Genomic DNA, 16,901 nt, shown 5'->3' with positions numbered 1-16,901 from the left:
TAGTCTTATTGCAACATTGATGGCCGCAGGCATGCAGGACGATTGCCTTGAAACCCGTCACATTCGCCTCCACTTCTACAGCTATCATGGTTTTTTCCTAGGGCTCGCTCTGATATTTAGCAGGCTGTGGTCTTTTTCGTCCCCGACGGGTTTACAGTCTGGGGTGACTTCAAGAGGTACGTTATGTCGGATTTCCAACTAGTCACCCGCTTTGAACCTGCTGGCGACCAGCCCGAGGCCATACGCCTGATGGTCGAAGGCATCGAGGCTGGCCTGTCCCACCAGACCTTGCTTGGGGTGACCGGCTCCGGCAAGACCTTCAGCATTGCCAACGTGATCGCGCAGATCAACCGCCCGACCCTGGTGCTGGCACCGAACAAGACCCTCGCCGCGCAGTTGTACGGTGAATTCAAGGCGTTCTTCCCGAACAACGCGGTGGAGTACTTCGTCTCCTACTACGACTACTACCAGCCCGAAGCCTATGTGCCGTCCTCCGATACCTTTATCGAGAAGGATGCGTCGATCAACGACCATATCGAGCAGATGCGGCTGTCGGCGACCAAGGCGCTGCTGGAGCGCAAGGACGCGATCATCGTCACCACCGTTTCTTGCATCTACGGCCTGGGCAGCCCGGAAACCTATTTGAAGATGGTGCTGCACGTCGATCGCGGCGACAAACTCGACCAGCGCGCCTTGCTGCGGCGCCTGGCGGATTTGCAATACACCCGTAACGATATGGACTTTGCCCGCGCGACCTTCCGCGTGCGTGGCGACGTGATCGACATCTACCCGGCAGAGTCGGACCTGGAAGCGATCCGGATCGAGCTGTTCGACGATGAAGTCGAGAGTTTGTCGGCCTTCGATCCATTGACTGGCGAAGTGATCCGCAAACTGCCGCGTTTCACGTTCTATCCAAAAAGCCACTATGTGACACCCCGTGAAACCCTTTTGGATGCCATGGAGGGGATCAAGGCCGAGCTGACCGAGCGCCTCGAATACCTGCGCGCCAACAATAAGCTGCTGGAAGCCCAGCGCCTGGAGCAGCGCACGCGTTTTGACCTGGAGATGATCCTCGAGCTGGGCTACTGCAACGGCATCGAAAACTACTCGCGCTACCTGTCGGGGCGCGAATCCGGCGCGCCACCACCGACCCTCTACGACTACCTGCCGGCAGACGCCTTGCTGGTGATCGACGAATCCCACGTCAGCGTGCCGCAAGTCGGTGCCATGTATAAAGGCGACCGTTCGCGCAAGGAAACCCTGGTGGAGTACGGCTTCCGCCTGCCTTCGGCGCTGGATAACCGGCCGATGCGCTTTGACGAATGGGAAAGCATCAGCCCGCAGACCATCTTTGTGTCGGCCACGCCGGGCAACTACGAGGCCGAGCATGCTGGCCGGGTGATCGAGCAACTGGTGCGTCCCACCGGCCTGGTCGACCCGCAAATCGAGATCCGCCCGGCCCTGACCCAGGTCGATGACTTGCTGTCGGAGATCACCAAGCGCGTGGCTCTGGAAGAACGGGTGCTGGTCACCACGCTGACCAAGCGCATGTCCGAAGACCTTACCGATTACCTCGCCGACCACGGCGTGCGCGTGCGTTACCTGCACTCGGACATCGACACGGTGGAGCGCGTGGAGATCATCCGCGACCTGCGCCTGGGTACGTTCGATGTGCTGGTGGGCATCAACCTGCTGCGTGAAGGCCTGGACATGCCCGAGGTGTCGCTGGTGGCGATCCTGGACGCGGACAAGGAGGGTTTCCTGCGCTCCGAGCGCTCGCTGATCCAGACCATCGGCCGTGCGGCGCGTAACCTCAATGGCCGGGCGATTTTGTATGCCGACCGCATCACCGGCTCCATGGAGCGGGCCATCGGCGAAACCGAGCGCCGCCGCGACAAGCAGATTGCGTTCAACCTGGCCAATGGCATCACCCCCAAGGGCGTGTTCAAGGACGTGGCCGACATTATGGAAGGCGCCACCGTACCGGGCTCGCGCAGCAAGAAGCGCAAAGGCATGGCCAAGGCTGCCGAGGAAAACGCCAAGTACGAAAACGAACTGCGCTCGCCGAGCGAAATCACCAAGCGTATCCGCCAACTGGAAGAGAAGATGTACCAGCTGGCGCGGGACCTGGAGTTTGAAGCGGCGGCGCAGATGCGCGATGAGATTGGCAAGTTGCGCGAGCGGTTGCTGACGGTCTGAAGTTGCGTTGATGGGGCGGGCCTCATCGCAGGCAAGCCAGCTCCCACATGTGCAATGCATTTCAGCATGTGGGAGCTGGCTTGCCTGCGATGGCGGCGCAGTGTCGGTTACGAAAGGCAATGGAATATAGCCAGCTAACGATCTGCCAAATAGCTATCTCGCAGTTGCAGCCCCAACCTTGGTTTATATGCCCTTTGTTGATCGGCCCACGCTGGAGCCGGGGGGCTTGGGGCTGTTACCATTCGCCCCTTGTTTTATTTTCAGCTTTATTGCCCATTCGAGACCCGCCATGACCACCGTCCGCACGCGCATCGCGCCATCGCCTACTGGGGATCCCCACGTCGGTACTGCCTACATCGCCTTGTTCAACTACTGCTTTGCCAAGCAGCACGGCGGTGAATTCATCCTGCGGATCGAAGACACGGACCAAGTGCGTTCGACCCGTGAGTCGGAACAGCAGATTTTCGATGCCCTGCGCTGGTTGGGCATTACCTGGGCTGAAGGCCCGGATGTCGGCGGTCCACATGGCCCGTATCGCCAGAGCGAGCGCAGCGACATCTATAAAAAGTACACCCAGCAACTGGTCGACATGGGCCATGCCTTCCCGTGCTTCTGCACCGCCGAAGAGCTGGACCAGATGCGCGCCGAGCAACAGGCCCGTGGCGAAACCCCGCGCTACGACGGCCGCGCACTGCTGCTGTCGAAAGAAGAAGTGGCCCAGCGCCTGGCTGCCGGTGAGCCTCACGTCATCCGTATGAAAGTGCCGAGCGAAGGTGTGTGCGTGGTGCCGGACATGTTGCGCGGCGATGTGGAGATCCCGTGGGACCGCATGGACATGCAAGTGCTGATGAAGACCGACGGCCTGCCGACGTACTTCCTGGCCAATGTGGTCGATGACCACCTGATGGGCATCACCCATGTACTGCGTGGCGAAGAGTGGCTGCCATCGGCGCCCAAGCTGATCCTGCTTTACGAATACTTCGGCTGGGAACAGCCGCAGTTGTGCTACATGCCGCTGCTGCGTAACCCGGACAAGAGCAAGCTGTCCAAGCGCAAGAACCCGACCTCGGTGACCTTCTACGAGCGCATGGGCTTCATGCCTGAAGCGATGCTCAACTACCTGGGCCGCATGGGCTGGTCGATGCCGGACGAGCGCGAGAAGTTCTCGCTGCAGGAAATGGTCGATAACTTCGACCTGTCCCGCGTCTCCCTGGGCGGGCCGATCTTCGATATCGAGAAGCTGTCGTGGCTCAATGGCCAATGGCTGCGTGACCTGCCGGTGGAAGAATTCGCCAGCCGTGTGCAGCAGTGGGCGTTGAACCCCGAGTACATGATGAAAATTGCCCCGCTGGTGCAGGGCAGGGTGGAGACGTTCAGCCAGGTCGCTCCGCTGGCCAGCTTCTTCTTTGCCGGGGGCGTGAATCCGGATGCCAAGCTGTTCGAGTCGAAGAAACTCTCGGCCGACCAGGTTCGCCAGTTGATGCAGTTGATCCTGTGGAAACTTGAAAGCCTGCGCCAGTGGGAGAAGGACGCCATCACCGCAACCATCCAGGCGGTGGTCGAGTCCCTGGAGTTGAAACTGCGCGATGCCATGCCGCTGATGTTTGCCGCGATTACCGGGCAGGCCAGTTCGGTGTCGGTACTTGATGCGATGGAAATCCTCGGCCCTGACCTGACCCGCTTCCGTCTGCGCCAAGCCCTTGATTTGCTGGGCGGTGTGTCGAAGAAAGAAAACAAGGAATGGGAAAAGCTGCTGGGTGCTATCGCCTAGTTAAGCGCTGGTAAGGTCAAAACCCCGGCTTTCCGGGGTTTTGACGGTAAGTGATTGTTATCCCGGCAAAAAACTTTGAAAATTGTTGAAAATAAATTTGACAGCCTTTCAAAGCGCCATTAAGATTCGCCCCGTCCTCACCGATGAGGGGCTATAGCTCAGCTGGGAGAGCGCTTGCATGGCATGCAAGAGGTCAACGGTTCGATCCCGTTTAGCTCCACCAATTTACAGGTTCAAGGTCTGGCCACACCGTCCTTGAATTGATCAGGCCCAGCTTGATCAGGTTGTACAGAAGGTTTTGTCCCCTTCGTCTAGTGGCCTAGGACACCGCCCTTTCACGGCGGTAACAGGGGTTCGAGTCCCCTAGGGGACGCCAGTTTCAACAAGCAGCTCGCAAGGTCTGCTGCGCCGCGAGGCGAAAAATCCGGGGCTATAGCTCAGCTGGGAGAGCGCTTGCATGGCATGCAAGAGGTCAACGGTTCGATCCCGTTTAGCTCCACCAATTTACAGGTTCAAGGTCTGGCCACACCGTCCTTGAACTGATCAGTCTCAGCCTGATCATGTTGTATAGAAGGTTTGTGTCCCCTTCGTCTAGTGGCCTAGGACACCGCCCTTTCACGGCGGTAACAGGGGTTCGAGTCCCCTAGGGGACGCCACGATTACCCGCTCTGCGGGATTTATAAGGGTCATTCGATTATTGAATGGCCCTTTTGTTTGTCTGGCGTTTGGGTTTTCTCCCTCCCTCTACAAAAATCTCTTCTGACCAGCGGTCGAATTCAGCGCTTGCTAAAAAGTATTATGAAGATAATATTTTAACCGTAATATTCGGAGGCCGTCATGAGCGATAAAAAAGCGCAAACCCGTGAACGTATTCTGCAAGCCGCCAGCTCCGCGCTGATTCAGCGTGGCCCGGCCGAACCGAGTGTGGGTGAGGTCATGGGGGCCGCGGGCCTGACCGTTGGCGGCTTCTACGCCCACTTTGAAAGCAAGGACGCCTTGATGCTGGAGGCGTTCGAGCAACTGCTGGCGCGGCGCCGGGCGTCTATCGAAGATATGGACCCGAGCCTGACAGGCGAAGAGCGCCGCGCCCTGGTGGCGGCGTTCTACCTGTCGCGCAAGCACCGCGATTCTACCGCCCAGGCCTGCCCGATCCCGGCCACGGTGGGCGAGATGAGCCGCTTGCCGGATGAGTTTCGCGATGTGCTGAGCCAGCACGTCGAGCTGATGGCTGCGCAACTGGCCGCCAGCCCGGAAGACACCGACAAAGCCCTGGCCGACATGGCCTTGATGATTGGCGGCCTGGCATTGGCCCGGGCCCTGGGGCCGGGCGAATTGTCGGATCGTGTATTGCGCGCCTCCAAGTCGGCAGTGCGCTGAACAAGGCTTGTTAGCCTGGGGAGTGAAGGGATGAGCACCTTGAACTGGATTCGCCGTGTCAACGGCACCGTGGGCAGGCTGGCGCCGCAAACCATCGCCAACCAGATGCGTCGCGCCTTCATGACGCCTCGGGATCTGCCGCCCCGTGCGTGGGAATTGCCGCTGCTGGCGCAGGCCGAGCGCATCACCTTGCGTTTTGGCCTGTCGGCGCTGCGTTGGGGCCAGGGCCCGGCGGTGCTGATGATGCACGGTTGGGAAGGGCGCCCAACCCAGTTCGCCAGCTTGATCGACGCATTGGTGGGCGCCGGTTATTCGGTGATTGCCCTCGACGGCCCGGCCCATGGTCGCTCGCCGGGCCGTGAGGCCCACGTGGTGCTGTTTGCCCGGGCGATGCTGGAAGCGGCCGCTGAGTTGCCGCCGCTGCACGCGGTGGTCGGTCACTCCATGGGCGGCGCCAGTGCGATGCTGGCCATCCAATTGGGCCTGCGCACCAATGCGTTGGTGAGCATTGCGGCCCCTTCCCGTTTGCTCGATGTATTGCGCGGCTTTGCCTCGGTGGTCGGCATGCCGGAGCGGGCGCGTGCAGCGTTTATCCAGGAGGTCGAGTACGCCCTGGGCATCCCGCTCAAGCACCTGGATGTGGCCCACTATCAAATGAATATCCCAGGGCTGATCGTGCATGCCGAAGACGACACCTTCGTCCCGGTCAAGGCCTCACAGATGATCCACGAGGCCTGGTTCGACAGCCGCCTGTTGCGCCTGGAGCAAGGCGGGCATCAGAAGGTCCTGGCCGACCCTCGAGTGGTCGAAGGCGTGCTGGCGCTGCTGGCCGGCTGCCGTGAACCGGCGCGGCAAACCGCTTGAGCCAAGCGATGGGTTACACTGCTGCCCGCCGACATTAATCGACCGGGAGCTGGGCATGGGCTGGGACTTGGCAAAGCCGTTTATCATTGATCTGCAGGTGGCCGCTGAGGACATCGACGGCCTGGGGCATGCCAATAATGCCGTTTACGTCTCCTGGTTGGAGCGTTGCGCCTGGCGCCACTCCCAGCGTCTGGGCCTGGACCTTGCCGAGTACCGGCGCCTGGATCGGGCCATGGCAGTGGTACGCCATGAAATCGACTATCTGGCAGCCGGCTACGAAGGCGATGAGTTGCAACTGGCGACCTGGATCGTCGATTGGGACCAGCGCCTGAAGATGACCCGGCGCTTCCAACTGATGCGCCCCAGTGATGGCGCCACCTTGTTGCGTGCGCAAACCACCTTTGTCTGTATCGAACTCTCCAGCGGCAAGCCCAAGCGCATGCCGGCGGAGTTTATCGAAGGCTATGGCGTGGCGATCCACATCTGACAAGGGGGTTAACGGTTGCTGTGGGAAACCCAGTAAACTGCGCCACGTTTTTCGTTGAGTGTTTTCCATGCAAATTGCCTTGGCGCCCATGGAGGGGTTGGTCGACAACATCCTGCGGGACGTGCTGACCCAGGTGGGCGGTATTGATTGGTGCGTGACCGAATTTATCCGGGTCAACGACCGCCTGCTGACTCCGGCCTATTTCCACAAGCTTGCTCCTGAACTGCTGCACGGTGCCAAAACCGCTGCGGGCGTGCCTTTGCGTGTGCAGTTGCTGGGCTCTGATCCCGTGTGCCTGGCGGAAAACGCCGCGCTGGCCTGTGAGTTGGGGTCTGAGGTGATCGACCTGAACTTTGGCTGCCCGGCCAAGACGGTCAACAAGTCCCGCGGCGGCGCGGTGCTGCTCAAGGAACCGGAACTGCTCAACCAGATCGTCGAGCACGTACGTCGTGCGGTGCCGGCGCATATCCCGGTGACCGCCAAGATGCGCCTGGGCTTCGACAGTCCGGACGGTGCGCTGGTGTGTGCCACTGCTCTGGCGGAAGGTGGTGCGGCACATATCGTGGTGCATGCGCGGACCAAGGCCGATGGCTACAAGCCGCCAGCCCATTGGGAGTGGATCCCGCGTGTGCAGGACGTGGTCAAGGTACCGGTGTTCGCCAACGGTGATATCTGGAGTGTTGAAGACTGGCGACGCTGCCGCGAGATCAGCGGTGTCGAGGACATCATGCTCGGTCGCGGCCTGGTGGCGCGTCCCGACCTGGCCCGGCAAATCGCCGCCGCACGTGCCGGTGAAGACGTGGTGGAGATGAGTTGGGAGGAGATGCAGCCCATGCTCCGGGAGTTCTGGACGCAGTCTGTAGCGCAACTGACTGAGCGCCAGGCACCAGGTCGTCTGAAGCAGTGGCTGGCGATGCTGACGCGCAACTACCCGCAAGCTGTAGAGCTGTTTACCGCGCTGCGCCGGGAAACCGACCTTCAGCAGGTCAGCCGTTTGCTCGGAATGCCTCACCCCCAAGGGGTCTGAAAATTTTCTTACGGCCTCTCTTGAAATGTACTTGGCGGTCCTTATCTAGGGATTACACGATGCCGAATTCGGGTCGTGGAGATAAAGAACCTTGCTGATTATTTCAGGAGATTTGACCATGAGTACCGCATTTTCCCTGGCACCGCTGTTCCGCTCTTCCGTGGGTTTCGACCGTTTCAACGACCTGTTCGAAACCGCGCTGCGCAACGAGCCGGGCAGCAGCTACCCACCCTATAACGTCGAGAAACACGCTGAAGACCAATACCGCATCGTGATCGCGGCGGCCGGTTTCCAGGAAGACGATTTGGAGTTGCAGGTAGAGAAAGGCGTCTTGACCGTCAGTGGTGGCAAGCGTGACACCAAGGCCGAGAACGTCACCTATCTACATCAAGGCATTGCCCAGCGCGCCTTCAAGTTGTCGTTCCGCTTGGCGGACCATATTGAGATCAAGGCCGCAGACCTGAGCAATGGATTGTTGAGCATTGACCTGCTGCGAGTAGTGCCGGAAGAGGCAAAGGCCAAGCGCATCCCGATCAATGGGGGGCAGAAGCCGGCCCTGCAACACTGAGTCTATATTTTTAAGTTTTTCATCTCTTCAAGAAAGGGCGCCTCTGGCGCCCTTTTTTTGTTTAAGGCGCTAAGGGCGGGAGTAAGTGATTTAACCAGTAGCGCTACGGTTGTTGTTTAGTTGAAAAGTGCCGATTGGTTTTTTGTACTAGTGAGTGTGTGTAACTTGTTTTTAGTTTTGCCCAAGTTTGGAAGGTGTGAAGCGGATTGTGTTTTTTGGTTTTACTGTGCGTGACCACTGTATTTTTCGCGCGGGAAATATCACGGGCCGTCCTGTGAAAGATTGAGGAATCATGACGTTTTTTTTCATCGAGGCAGTTTATTAACGGGTATGACGTTGTTTTCCCCAGGAAAAGCGCTGGGAAGCTGATTTTCTGCAGAAGTCCATAGGTAAAAGTCTGAAGTTCTCTATTAGTGTCCTTATGTTTTCAGGGATTTCTGGAACCCGAACGCTTTTTGCTCCACGAAATCATGGACTTTGATTCGGTTGCTACCGTTTCAAGTCATCAGTAAATCGTGTTCGTTATGGGTATTTGAATGCCCTGGTGCTTTTCTGAAAAGAGGGATGACTAATGTCTTATCTATCTGTTAATAATCCTCCGAGCGTTAATGTCGGTAATCATCAGCTTGATCGGGCCGCGCCGGTAGCTGCTCAGGTTGGAAGTGTTGACGCAAGTAAGCCGCTGGGGGCTAAGCCGAGTGTTTTGCCAGATTATAACCGTACCGTTGCGAATGGGCGGGAAAGTACAGTCGTCAGTACCGACGCACTTTCAAAACTGCTTGATATGTTTGAACTTCTCTTTAAGGCGATGCGAGATGTGCTGTCTGGCAAAAAACACTCTCCTGATGTTTTGCCGACAATGGACAAGCCGACTGAAGTGAAATCCCAGCCTGGGGATAACCCGGCCCTCCCAGGCAAGGAATTGAAAGCACCGATTGACGCGGGTAAGCCGGTAATTTCAGGCAAAGACTTAAAAAACCAGCTCGATAGGGACAAACCGGCCGAGAAGAAGCCGCAAGCCGAGAGCCAGCCGGCGGTTCCGGGCAAGGACACCAAAGTGCCGCTCGAGACGGACAAACCGGTCGAGAAGAAGCCGCAAGCCGAGAGCCAGCCGGCGGTTCCGGGCAAGAACACCAAAGTGCCGCTCGAGACGGACAAACCGGCCGAGAAGAAGCCGCAAGCCGAAAGCCAGCCGGCTGTTCCGGGCAAGGACGCCAAAGTGCTGGTCGAGGCGGACAAGCAGGCCGAGAGCAAACCCGTAATCCCGGGCAAGCAACCCGCAGTGTCGCCGGATATCAAGGTCTTGCCCCGGGTTCCAGATACAGACTCCAAAGTGTCCTCCGACTCAGTGGTGCGGGTGAACGTCAATATCAACAACTGCCATTGCCCGGCGGACGCTCATTCGGCGATTGACGTTCGTACGAAGCCTGGTTCGGTACCTGCGTCGCTGGTACCCGTGATCACGACGAATGTGACACCCGAGTTGGAGCCCCAGCGGCCCGTGCCCATGATCAGCAGTCGTGTGAAACCCGGCGTGGTCCCCCAACCGGCGCCGCCAGTGGTCGATAGTCGCGTGAAGTCTGGCCCGGAACCCAGGGTGGTAGTACCCCAGACCGACGCCCGTGTAGAACCTGATGCCTTGCCACTGCCAACCCCAGCAGTACAGCCGGACAAGCCGTTGCCAGGGACTGACCTGACCTCCCCGGGCCCAGACTGCGGTCCGGATGAAATGGGTTGGGCTACGGCCCTCTCTCGTCGGCCCTAGTACCTCTTCAGAGCCTGTAAACCTTTAAATTCAACCAGTTGCTTCTCCGGTCAGTGACCGGCCGGAGGGGCACTTAGTGGGGGTCAGAATCATGTCCGTGTTAAACGTTAACAGCGCTGTACACCTCATGTGTGATTGTTCGGGACGGCAGGGGGAGGCGTTTCATGGCGCCACCCAGAGGCCCTCGATACAGCGTTTGGGGGGCAGCACGGCTTCCCGTCAGCACTCGGTAAATAACTACTTCAAGCGGGCGACGGGTGAGTTGAAGAAGCCTGCGGTGGACTTGCAGGCCATTATTTCGATGTTCAGCGCTTTCTTGAGCCAGCTTTCAGCATTGCTGTCAGGCCGTAACGAACAAGACACCGTAAAGGTTGTTCCCGAGCCGGTCAGACCAGAGGTCAAGCCAACACCGGTAGTGCCAGAACCGGAGACGGCACCTACACCTCTTCCTGACCTATCGAGTAAGCGCAATGGGGCCAAGTGTGACGATATCTGGGGCGGTTTCCGCCAAGGGCCAGATGGCAATTGCGTGACTGTTTCGGCGATCAAGGCAGCCATGCATAAGTTTGGGCAAAGCCCTACCGATGTTTATAAACGCGTTCGTAAAACCGCCCAGGGCTATGAGGTCACAATGCGAGATGGCTATTACTTGACCGTGAGCCACCAAGAGTTGAAGCAGGCGGCTGCAGGGGCACGGTTTTTTGGACGAGACAAAGGCGCACTCAAGGATGCTGAGTTCATGTTTGCTTGCAGTGTCAAGCGTGCGCATTTGGATAATAACGATGGCAGGGCTGCGAGAAGTTTTAGCGCGGCGATACGCAGTCTCAATAATGGCGAAGATGAAAATGGTCCCGGTGAAGGTTTTCAGCGGCTGGGCTTAATACATTATATGAAACGTGTCCCTGTAAGCGCCCTGGCCCGGGGGCAGGTAGGGATGGTCAATCGGGCCATGCATTCGGTTGCAGTGATTGATGGTCGGGAGGAGTTGTGGGGCCGAAAAGGCAGGGCGCCAACGTACGGGGATGCAGTGGCGCTGATCGGTTGAGTGAAGTTGTAGAGGGGGCTGTCGAGTAAGCTTTAAAAATAAGAGTCGTTGTAGTTATCCTGCGCAGGTTTTTGTTATTCATTTTTCTGGCTTTTCAATATCTGGCATTTGTTGTTTTTTAACAATGCGTTTTTGTCGTGTCTTTAATATTGTTGTGGGTAGGGGGTGTCATGAATATAAGTATGTTTAATCCGTTATTTACTGATGGTTATAGGGCAGCTCTTGAGCCGGCCAATAGTTTTTCCTCAGGTGAGTTGTCGACGAAACGGGGCAAGAAACCCGATGATATCTTGAATGCTTTTACCGCCACCCCGCGTGGTTTTGGTGAGTGCTTTGATAGCAGCACCCATGCGGCGGTTATTAAAATGATGATGATGACATTTGGTCAAAACCCACGGGATATGTTTGAGGAAGTGAAAGTCGCGGGGGATGGTTATGACATCACGATGAAAGATGAGTTTAAGGTGCATATTTCCAAAGAGGAACTAAAACTGACGGCGAAGGCATCGCGATTTGCTGGCAATGACAGTTCGGCCATTGCCGATGCCAATGTTGTGCTGGCGGCGTTTGCCAAGCGTAAACAACAAACCGGGGAATATGGCAGTTTCGAGCAGGCCTTACGCAAGAGCCTTGAAGGCGAAACCACGCAGAACTGCCTGCGGGGCATGGGAATGATTGGTTTTGCCCAGTTTGTGCCCACTACTGATATGGCCGCCAGCGGCGCGTTGGGTGTGGTGGAGACACATAATTTTGGCTCGGCCTTTGTCATGGATAGCACCCAGCATAACTACGGACACAAGCAAAGAGTTGATCGAAGTTACGGGTATATGTTGTTCAATGACACGCAGGCGCCGGAGGCATCGCCCGCAAGTCTCGAGACAGGTGCGCTGAAGTTATCCCGTGCGCCCGTGGGTGTCCCCCCCGCTGATATCTGGAGTGGCTTTTATCAAGGGGTAGAAGGCAACTGTGTCACCGTATCAGCGATCAAGGCGGCGATGATGAGGTTTGGGCAACGCCCGCAAGACATCTTTAAAAAGGTCACGGTCACCGCTGAAGGCTATGAAGTGGTCATGAGAGATTCTTATAAGTTGACCCTGACCCATGATGAGCTGAGAAAGGCCCAGGCAGCCTCCAACTTGAAGGGCACCAATCCGTCATTGCTGGCCGATGCCAATTTCTTGTACGCCGCGAGTGCCAAGCGCGCGCAGTGGGAGAACAACGACGGCCGTGCTCGTCAGAGTTTTGAGATGGCCATGGAAACCCTGAACGACGGTGAGTATCCGGGAGCGGCGCTGCGCAGGCTTGGGCTGTCGGCCTATGTCCGTGAAAGCACGGTAAAAGAACTGATAAATGGGGCGATTGGCACCCTGGCCAACTCCCACCACTCGGTGGTGGTCATTGGCGGGATGCTGGATATGTATGGGCAAAAGTGCAATTTGGTCCAATCGCAATGGCAGGACTACTTCCTGCGTGCGTTGAAGTTGGTGTAAGGCAGGTGCAGGGCTGAGGGTATTTGGCGCTCTCCCTGCGCTTACCTCAATAGCAGCGTAAATGCCTCCAGGGGCAATGGCCGGCTGTGCAAATAGCCTTGATACAAATGGCAGCCCAGGCCTTGCAGGAACGCCAGTTGCTCAGGGGTTTCCACACCTTCGGCAATCACTTCCAGGTTCAGGCTGCGCGCCATGGCCACGATCGCGCGGATGATCTCGGCGTCGTTGGGGTCGTGGGTGGCGTCGCGCACAAATGACTGATCGATTTTCAACGCATCGACCGGCAGGCGCTTGAGGTAGGTCAAGGATGAATAACCGGTGCCGAAATCGTCCATGGCAAAGCTGACCCCGAGCTTTTTCAGGCGGCGCATTTTGCTGATGGTGTCGTCCAGATTCTGAATCACAATGCCTTCGGTGATTTCCAGTTTCAGCAAGCTGAACGGCAAGTGATGCTGCGTCAGGCTGCGCTCCACCCGTTCGACAAAGTCGTTCTGGCGAAACTGCCGGGGGCTGATATTCACGCACAGGCTGAAGCCTTCCGGCTCCACCAGGCCTTCGGCGATCAGGCGGGCAAACGCGGCGCAGGCTTCGTCGAGGATCCAGGTGCCGACCTCAAGGATCAGTCCGCTGTCCTCCAGAACCTTGATGAACTCTGTGGGTGACTGTGCGCCCAGTTGCGGATGCTGCCAGCGCACCAGGGCCTCGGCGCCGACAATGCGATTGTCCCGGGCATCCACCTGGGGCTGGTAATGCACGCTGAACTCGCCCCGTGATAACGCCAGGCGCAGATCCGTCTCCATGCGCAGGCGCTCGCTGGCAGTGCGTTGCATGCTGTTATGGAACATCTGCGTGGTGTTGCGCCCCGAGTCCTTGGCCCGATACAGGGCGATATCCGCGCGCTTGAGCAGGTCCGCCGGCGTCGAGCCGTGATCGGGGATCAGCGCCACGCCGATACTGGGGGTGACCTGCAAGCGCTGGCCATCGAGAAACATTGGCTCGGACAGCAACTCGCGCAGGGTGTTGGACAGCAATTGCACCTGTTTACTGACCTCAATTCGCGAACCCTCCAGGCCGCTGAGCAGCACCACGAACTCATCGCCGCCCAGGCGCGCCACCGTGTCCTCCATGCGCACGCTGGCTTCCAGGCGTGCGGTGACGATTTTCAGCACCGTGTCGCCCACCGGGTGGCCGAGGGAATCGTTGATGTGCTTGAAGTGATCCAGGTCCAGAAACAGCAGCGCGCCCCGCAGGTTGTGGCGTTTGAGCAGGGCGATCTGCTGGCTCAGGCGGTCCATCAGCAGGGCGCGGTTGGGCAGGTTGGTCAGGGGGTCGTGATAAGCCAGGTGACGGATCTGCGCCTGCGCACTTTTCAGCAGGCTCACATCCCGTGCGGTCAGCAGCAGGCACGGCGTTTCATTGAGGGTAATCGGCTCGACCGACACCTCCACCGCCAGCAACTCGCCGCGTTTGTTGTGCCAGAGCATGTCCATGTGATGGATGCGGCCTTTGACCTGTAATTCGGCCAACAGCGTGGTGCGCTGGTTTTCGTCGGCCCAGATACCGATCTGGTAGAGGGTCAGGCCGATCGCTTCCTCGGCGCGGTAGCCGGTCAGGCGGCAGAAACCGTCATTGACCTCCACGTAGCGCCCAGTGTCGCGCTCGGTAATGGACACAGCGTCGGGGCTGGAATGGAAGGCCTTGGCGAACTTTTCTTCGCTGGCCTTGAGCGCCGCCTCCGAGCGCTGTTGCTGGGTGATATCGCGCAGGGTGGTGACCACGCAGCGCTGGTGGCCGACCTTGATCAACCGGCTGGAAATCATGCAGGTCAGGCGCTGGCCATTTTTGTGATGGACGATGATGGCCACATTGTTCAGCGCCTGTTCGCGAATCACTTGCTCGATGCGCTGCAGGCGTTGGGTCGGCTCATCCCACAAGCCGATCTGCTCGGCGGTGTGGTTGATGACTTCGGCGGCGCTCCAGCCAAAGGTCTGGGTAAAGCTGGGGTTGATTTCAACGAATTCGCCGCTGGCCAGAGTGGTTACGCAAATCGGGTCGGGGCTGGCGAGGAACAGGCTGGCGAACTTTTCTTCGGAGGCGCTCAGGCGCTGTTCACGTTCGACCTGGTCGGTGATATCCAGCAAGGTGCCCGCCATGCGCAGCGGCGCGCCCTGGGCGTCGCGATACAGGCGGGCGCGGCTTTCCAGGTAGCGCGAGCTGCCGTCTCCCAGTTGCACGCGGTAGGTCAACTGGTAGTTGCCGGCCGGCCCTTCACGCAGGGTGCGATAGGCATCGCGCATGCTGGCGCGCTCTTCATCGGGCATGCCTTCAAAAAAAGCATCGAAGGACTCATGGAACGGGTGCGGATCCAGGCCGTGCAACTGTGCGGCCCGCGCCGAGCCATAAAGCATGCCGCTGGGGATATGCCAGTCCCAGGTGCCCAGTTGGGCCGAGTCCAGGGCCAGGTCCAGGCGCTCCTGACTGTCCTTGAGAGCCTGCTCGGCGTTCTTGCGCTCGGTGGTGTCGAGGAAGGTGCTGATGAGGTAGGCCTGGCCGTCGAGTTCGACCTTTTGCGCGCTGAGGGTGCCGTCATGGATTTGCCCATTGCTGGCGCGAAATTGCACCTCCATGGTGATCGGTTCGCCTTTGCGCTGGGTCGCCCTGACCAACAGGGCCCGTTGCTCGGGGTGGACCCATAGCCCCAGGTCGAGGGTGGTGCGACCAATGGCATCGTTGACCGGCCAGCCGAACAGGCTTTCGAAATACTGGTTGGCCTCGCTGATCAGGCCGTCTTCCTGGCGGGTCAGCAGGACCATGTTCGGGCACAGGTGGAACAGCGTGGCGAAGCGTTTTTCCGAGTGGCCCAGGGCATGTTCGCGCTCGCGCTGCTGGGTGGTTTCACGGATCACCCCGATCATCCGGCGGCGCCCCGAGGCATCCGGCTGCAGGCTGCCGTTGATTTCCAGCCAGTGCAGGCTGCCGTCCGGCCACTGGATGCGGTGATGCATGGCTTGCTCGAAGGGCGCGCCGGCCAGGACCGCGTGAAACGCGCGGATCACGCGGCCGCGGTCTTCGGCGGCCAGCAAGTCGAGGTAGTCCAGGTCCTTGGGCAACGGCTGCCGGGGGTCGAAACCGAACAGCGCCTGGGTGCCGCGCGACCAACTGATCCGTCCGCAGTCGATATCCCAGCTCCAGGCACCGAGCCGTGCGGCATTGAGCGCCGCCAACAGCTGCGGGGCATTTTCCCAGCTTTGTTCCGCCTGCTGGGGGTCCAGGGCGTGGATGCGGGGCAGCGGCGGCACGGGATCGACGGGGTTGGGCATTATCAAGGGGCCTTGGCTCGATGGGCATTCGGCGCGGGAACAGGGTCTACAGGCCGCACGGCCTCATGCCGGCGTCGCGGCCGGATCAACCTGTGCATCCAATAGGCTCATGAAAGCCCGCGCAGCGTTCGACAGCGTCCTTTCGGTGTGCACGATATAGCCTAGCTGGCGACTGAGCTGTATGCCCGGTAAAGCGATACTGGCCACTTGATCATCAAGCATGGTGCGGGGCAACACACTCCAGGCCAGGCCGATGGAGACCATCATCTTGATGGTTTCCAGGTAGTTAGTGCTCATGGCGATGTTCGGCGTCAGGCCCTGGGCCTCGAACAGGCGGTGCACGATATGGTGGGTAAAGGTGTTGCCGCCGGGGAATACCGCCGGGTGTCGGGCAATGTCGGTCAGGCTGATGGTGCCGTTACTGGCCAGGCTGTGTTCGGGCGCCACCACGAAATCCAGGGGGTCGTCCCACACCGGGGTGGCCCGCACCAGGCTGTGGGGCTCCGGGGCCAGGGTGATGACCGCCACTTCGGCGCGGCCGTGGAGGATTTCCTCGTAGGCCACTTCCGAGTCCAGGAACTGAATATCCAGGGCCACATTCGGGTATTCCCGGGTAAAGGTGCGCAATACTGGGGGGAGGCGATGCAGGCCGATGTGATGGCTGGTCGCCAGAGTCAGGCGCCCGCTGACTTCGCCGGTCAGGTTGGTCAGGGCGCGGCGAGTGTCGTCCAGCACATTGAGGATCTGATAGGCACGGGGCAGCAGGGCGCGTCCGGCCTCTGTCAGGCCGACCTCACGGCCCAGCCGATCGAACAAGCGCACCTTCAATTGCTGCTCAAGGCCGGCAATGCGCTTGCTGATCGCCGGTTGCGTCAGGTGCAGGCGCTCTCCGGCCCCGGAGAAGCTGCCGGTTTCGGCGATGGCAATAAAGGCATTGAGGTTGGCCAGGTCCATAGTGGTATTCCAGTCGGTTATCCAAAGCATAAAA

General features: G+C 59.0%; 12 protein-coding genes and 4 tRNA genes. 14 read left to right on the top strand and 2 right to left on the bottom strand.

Annotated elements, in window-relative coordinates:
* Positions 1–183: 183 nt before the first annotated feature.
* From uvrB to HBR94_RS05695, 14 genes are all read left to right on the top strand, one after another.
* Positions 184–2,199: an excinuclease ABC subunit UvrB gene (uvrB, locus tag HBR94_RS05760; RefSeq protein ID WP_170044360.1), complete on the top strand. Its 2,016-nt coding sequence runs from the start codon at positions 184–186 to the stop codon at positions 2,197–2,199.
* A gap of 289 nt (positions 2,200–2,488) precedes the next feature.
* Positions 2,489–3,970: a glutamate--tRNA ligase gene (gene gltX, locus HBR94_RS05755; protein WP_057960187.1), complete on the top strand. Its 1,482-nt coding sequence runs from the start codon at positions 2,489–2,491 to the stop codon at positions 3,968–3,970.
* Between the two features lie 147 nt (positions 3,971–4,117).
* Positions 4,118–4,193: transfer RNA gene (locus HBR94_RS05750), tRNA-Ala, on the top strand.
* Between the two features lie 77 nt (positions 4,194–4,270).
* A tRNA-Glu gene (locus HBR94_RS05745) sits at positions 4,271–4,346 on the top strand.
* 50 nt (positions 4,347–4,396) lie between these two features.
* Positions 4,397–4,472: transfer RNA gene (locus HBR94_RS05740), tRNA-Ala, on the top strand.
* Between the two features lie 78 nt (positions 4,473–4,550).
* Positions 4,551–4,626, top strand: a tRNA-Glu gene (locus HBR94_RS05735).
* Between the two features lie 181 nt (positions 4,627–4,807).
* Positions 4,808–5,347: a TetR/AcrR family transcriptional regulator gene (locus HBR94_RS05730; protein WP_057438596.1), complete on the top strand. Its 540-nt coding sequence runs from the start codon at positions 4,808–4,810 to the stop codon at positions 5,345–5,347.
* Between the two features lie 30 nt (positions 5,348–5,377).
* The gene (locus HBR94_RS05725; protein WP_115128640.1) at positions 5,378–6,211 is read left to right on the top strand and encodes an alpha/beta fold hydrolase; all 834 of its coding nucleotides are present in this window, start codon (positions 5,378–5,380) and stop codon (positions 6,209–6,211) included.
* 55 nt (positions 6,212–6,266) lie between these two features.
* Positions 6,267–6,698 (top strand): thioesterase family protein, encoded by a 432-nt coding sequence (locus tag HBR94_RS05720; RefSeq protein WP_057438598.1) that lies wholly within the window; start codon positions 6,267–6,269, stop codon positions 6,696–6,698.
* Between the two features lie 67 nt (positions 6,699–6,765).
* A complete protein-coding gene (locus HBR94_RS05715) occupies positions 6,766–7,725 on the top strand; it encodes a tRNA-dihydrouridine synthase (protein WP_057438599.1) in 960 nt (319 codons plus the stop codon).
* A 118-nt stretch (positions 7,726–7,843) separates the two neighbouring features.
* Positions 7,844–8,293: an Hsp20 family protein gene (locus HBR94_RS05710; RefSeq protein ID WP_057438600.1), complete on the top strand. Its 450-nt coding sequence runs from the start codon at positions 7,844–7,846 to the stop codon at positions 8,291–8,293.
* 571 nt (positions 8,294–8,864) lie between these two features.
* A complete protein-coding gene (locus tag HBR94_RS05705; protein ID WP_170044359.1) occupies positions 8,865–10,058 on the top strand; it encodes a hypothetical protein in 1,194 nt (397 codons plus the stop codon).
* A 91-nt stretch (positions 10,059–10,149) separates the two neighbouring features.
* Positions 10,150–11,103, top strand: coding sequence for a hypothetical protein (locus HBR94_RS05700; RefSeq protein WP_233092153.1), 954 nt, complete (start codon positions 10,150–10,152; stop codon positions 11,101–11,103).
* A gap of 182 nt (positions 11,104–11,285) precedes the next feature.
* The gene (locus HBR94_RS05695; protein WP_262383364.1) at positions 11,286–12,593 is read left to right on the top strand and encodes a hypothetical protein; all 1,308 of its coding nucleotides are present in this window, start codon (positions 11,286–11,288) and stop codon (positions 12,591–12,593) included.
* A gap of 41 nt (positions 12,594–12,634) precedes the next feature.
* Here the strand turns inward: HBR94_RS05695 and HBR94_RS05690 are convergent, their stop codons facing one another.
* Positions 12,635–15,913, bottom strand: coding sequence for an EAL domain-containing protein (locus tag HBR94_RS05690; RefSeq protein WP_170044357.1), 3,279 nt, complete (start codon positions 15,911–15,913; stop codon positions 12,635–12,637).
* Between the two features lie 63 nt (positions 15,914–15,976).
* The gene (locus tag HBR94_RS05685) at positions 15,977–16,867 is read right to left on the bottom strand and encodes a LysR family transcriptional regulator (protein ID WP_057438603.1); all 891 of its coding nucleotides are present in this window, start codon (positions 16,865–16,867) and stop codon (positions 15,977–15,979) included.
* Between the last annotated feature and the right edge of the window lie 34 nt (positions 16,868–16,901).

It is taken from the genome of Pseudomonas sp. WS 5412 (assembly GCF_012985615.1).
Lineage (GTDB): Bacteria > Pseudomonadota > Gammaproteobacteria > Pseudomonadales > Pseudomonadaceae > Aquipseudomonas > Aquipseudomonas shahriarae.
This window is presented reverse-complemented; position numbering and strand designations above follow the sequence as displayed.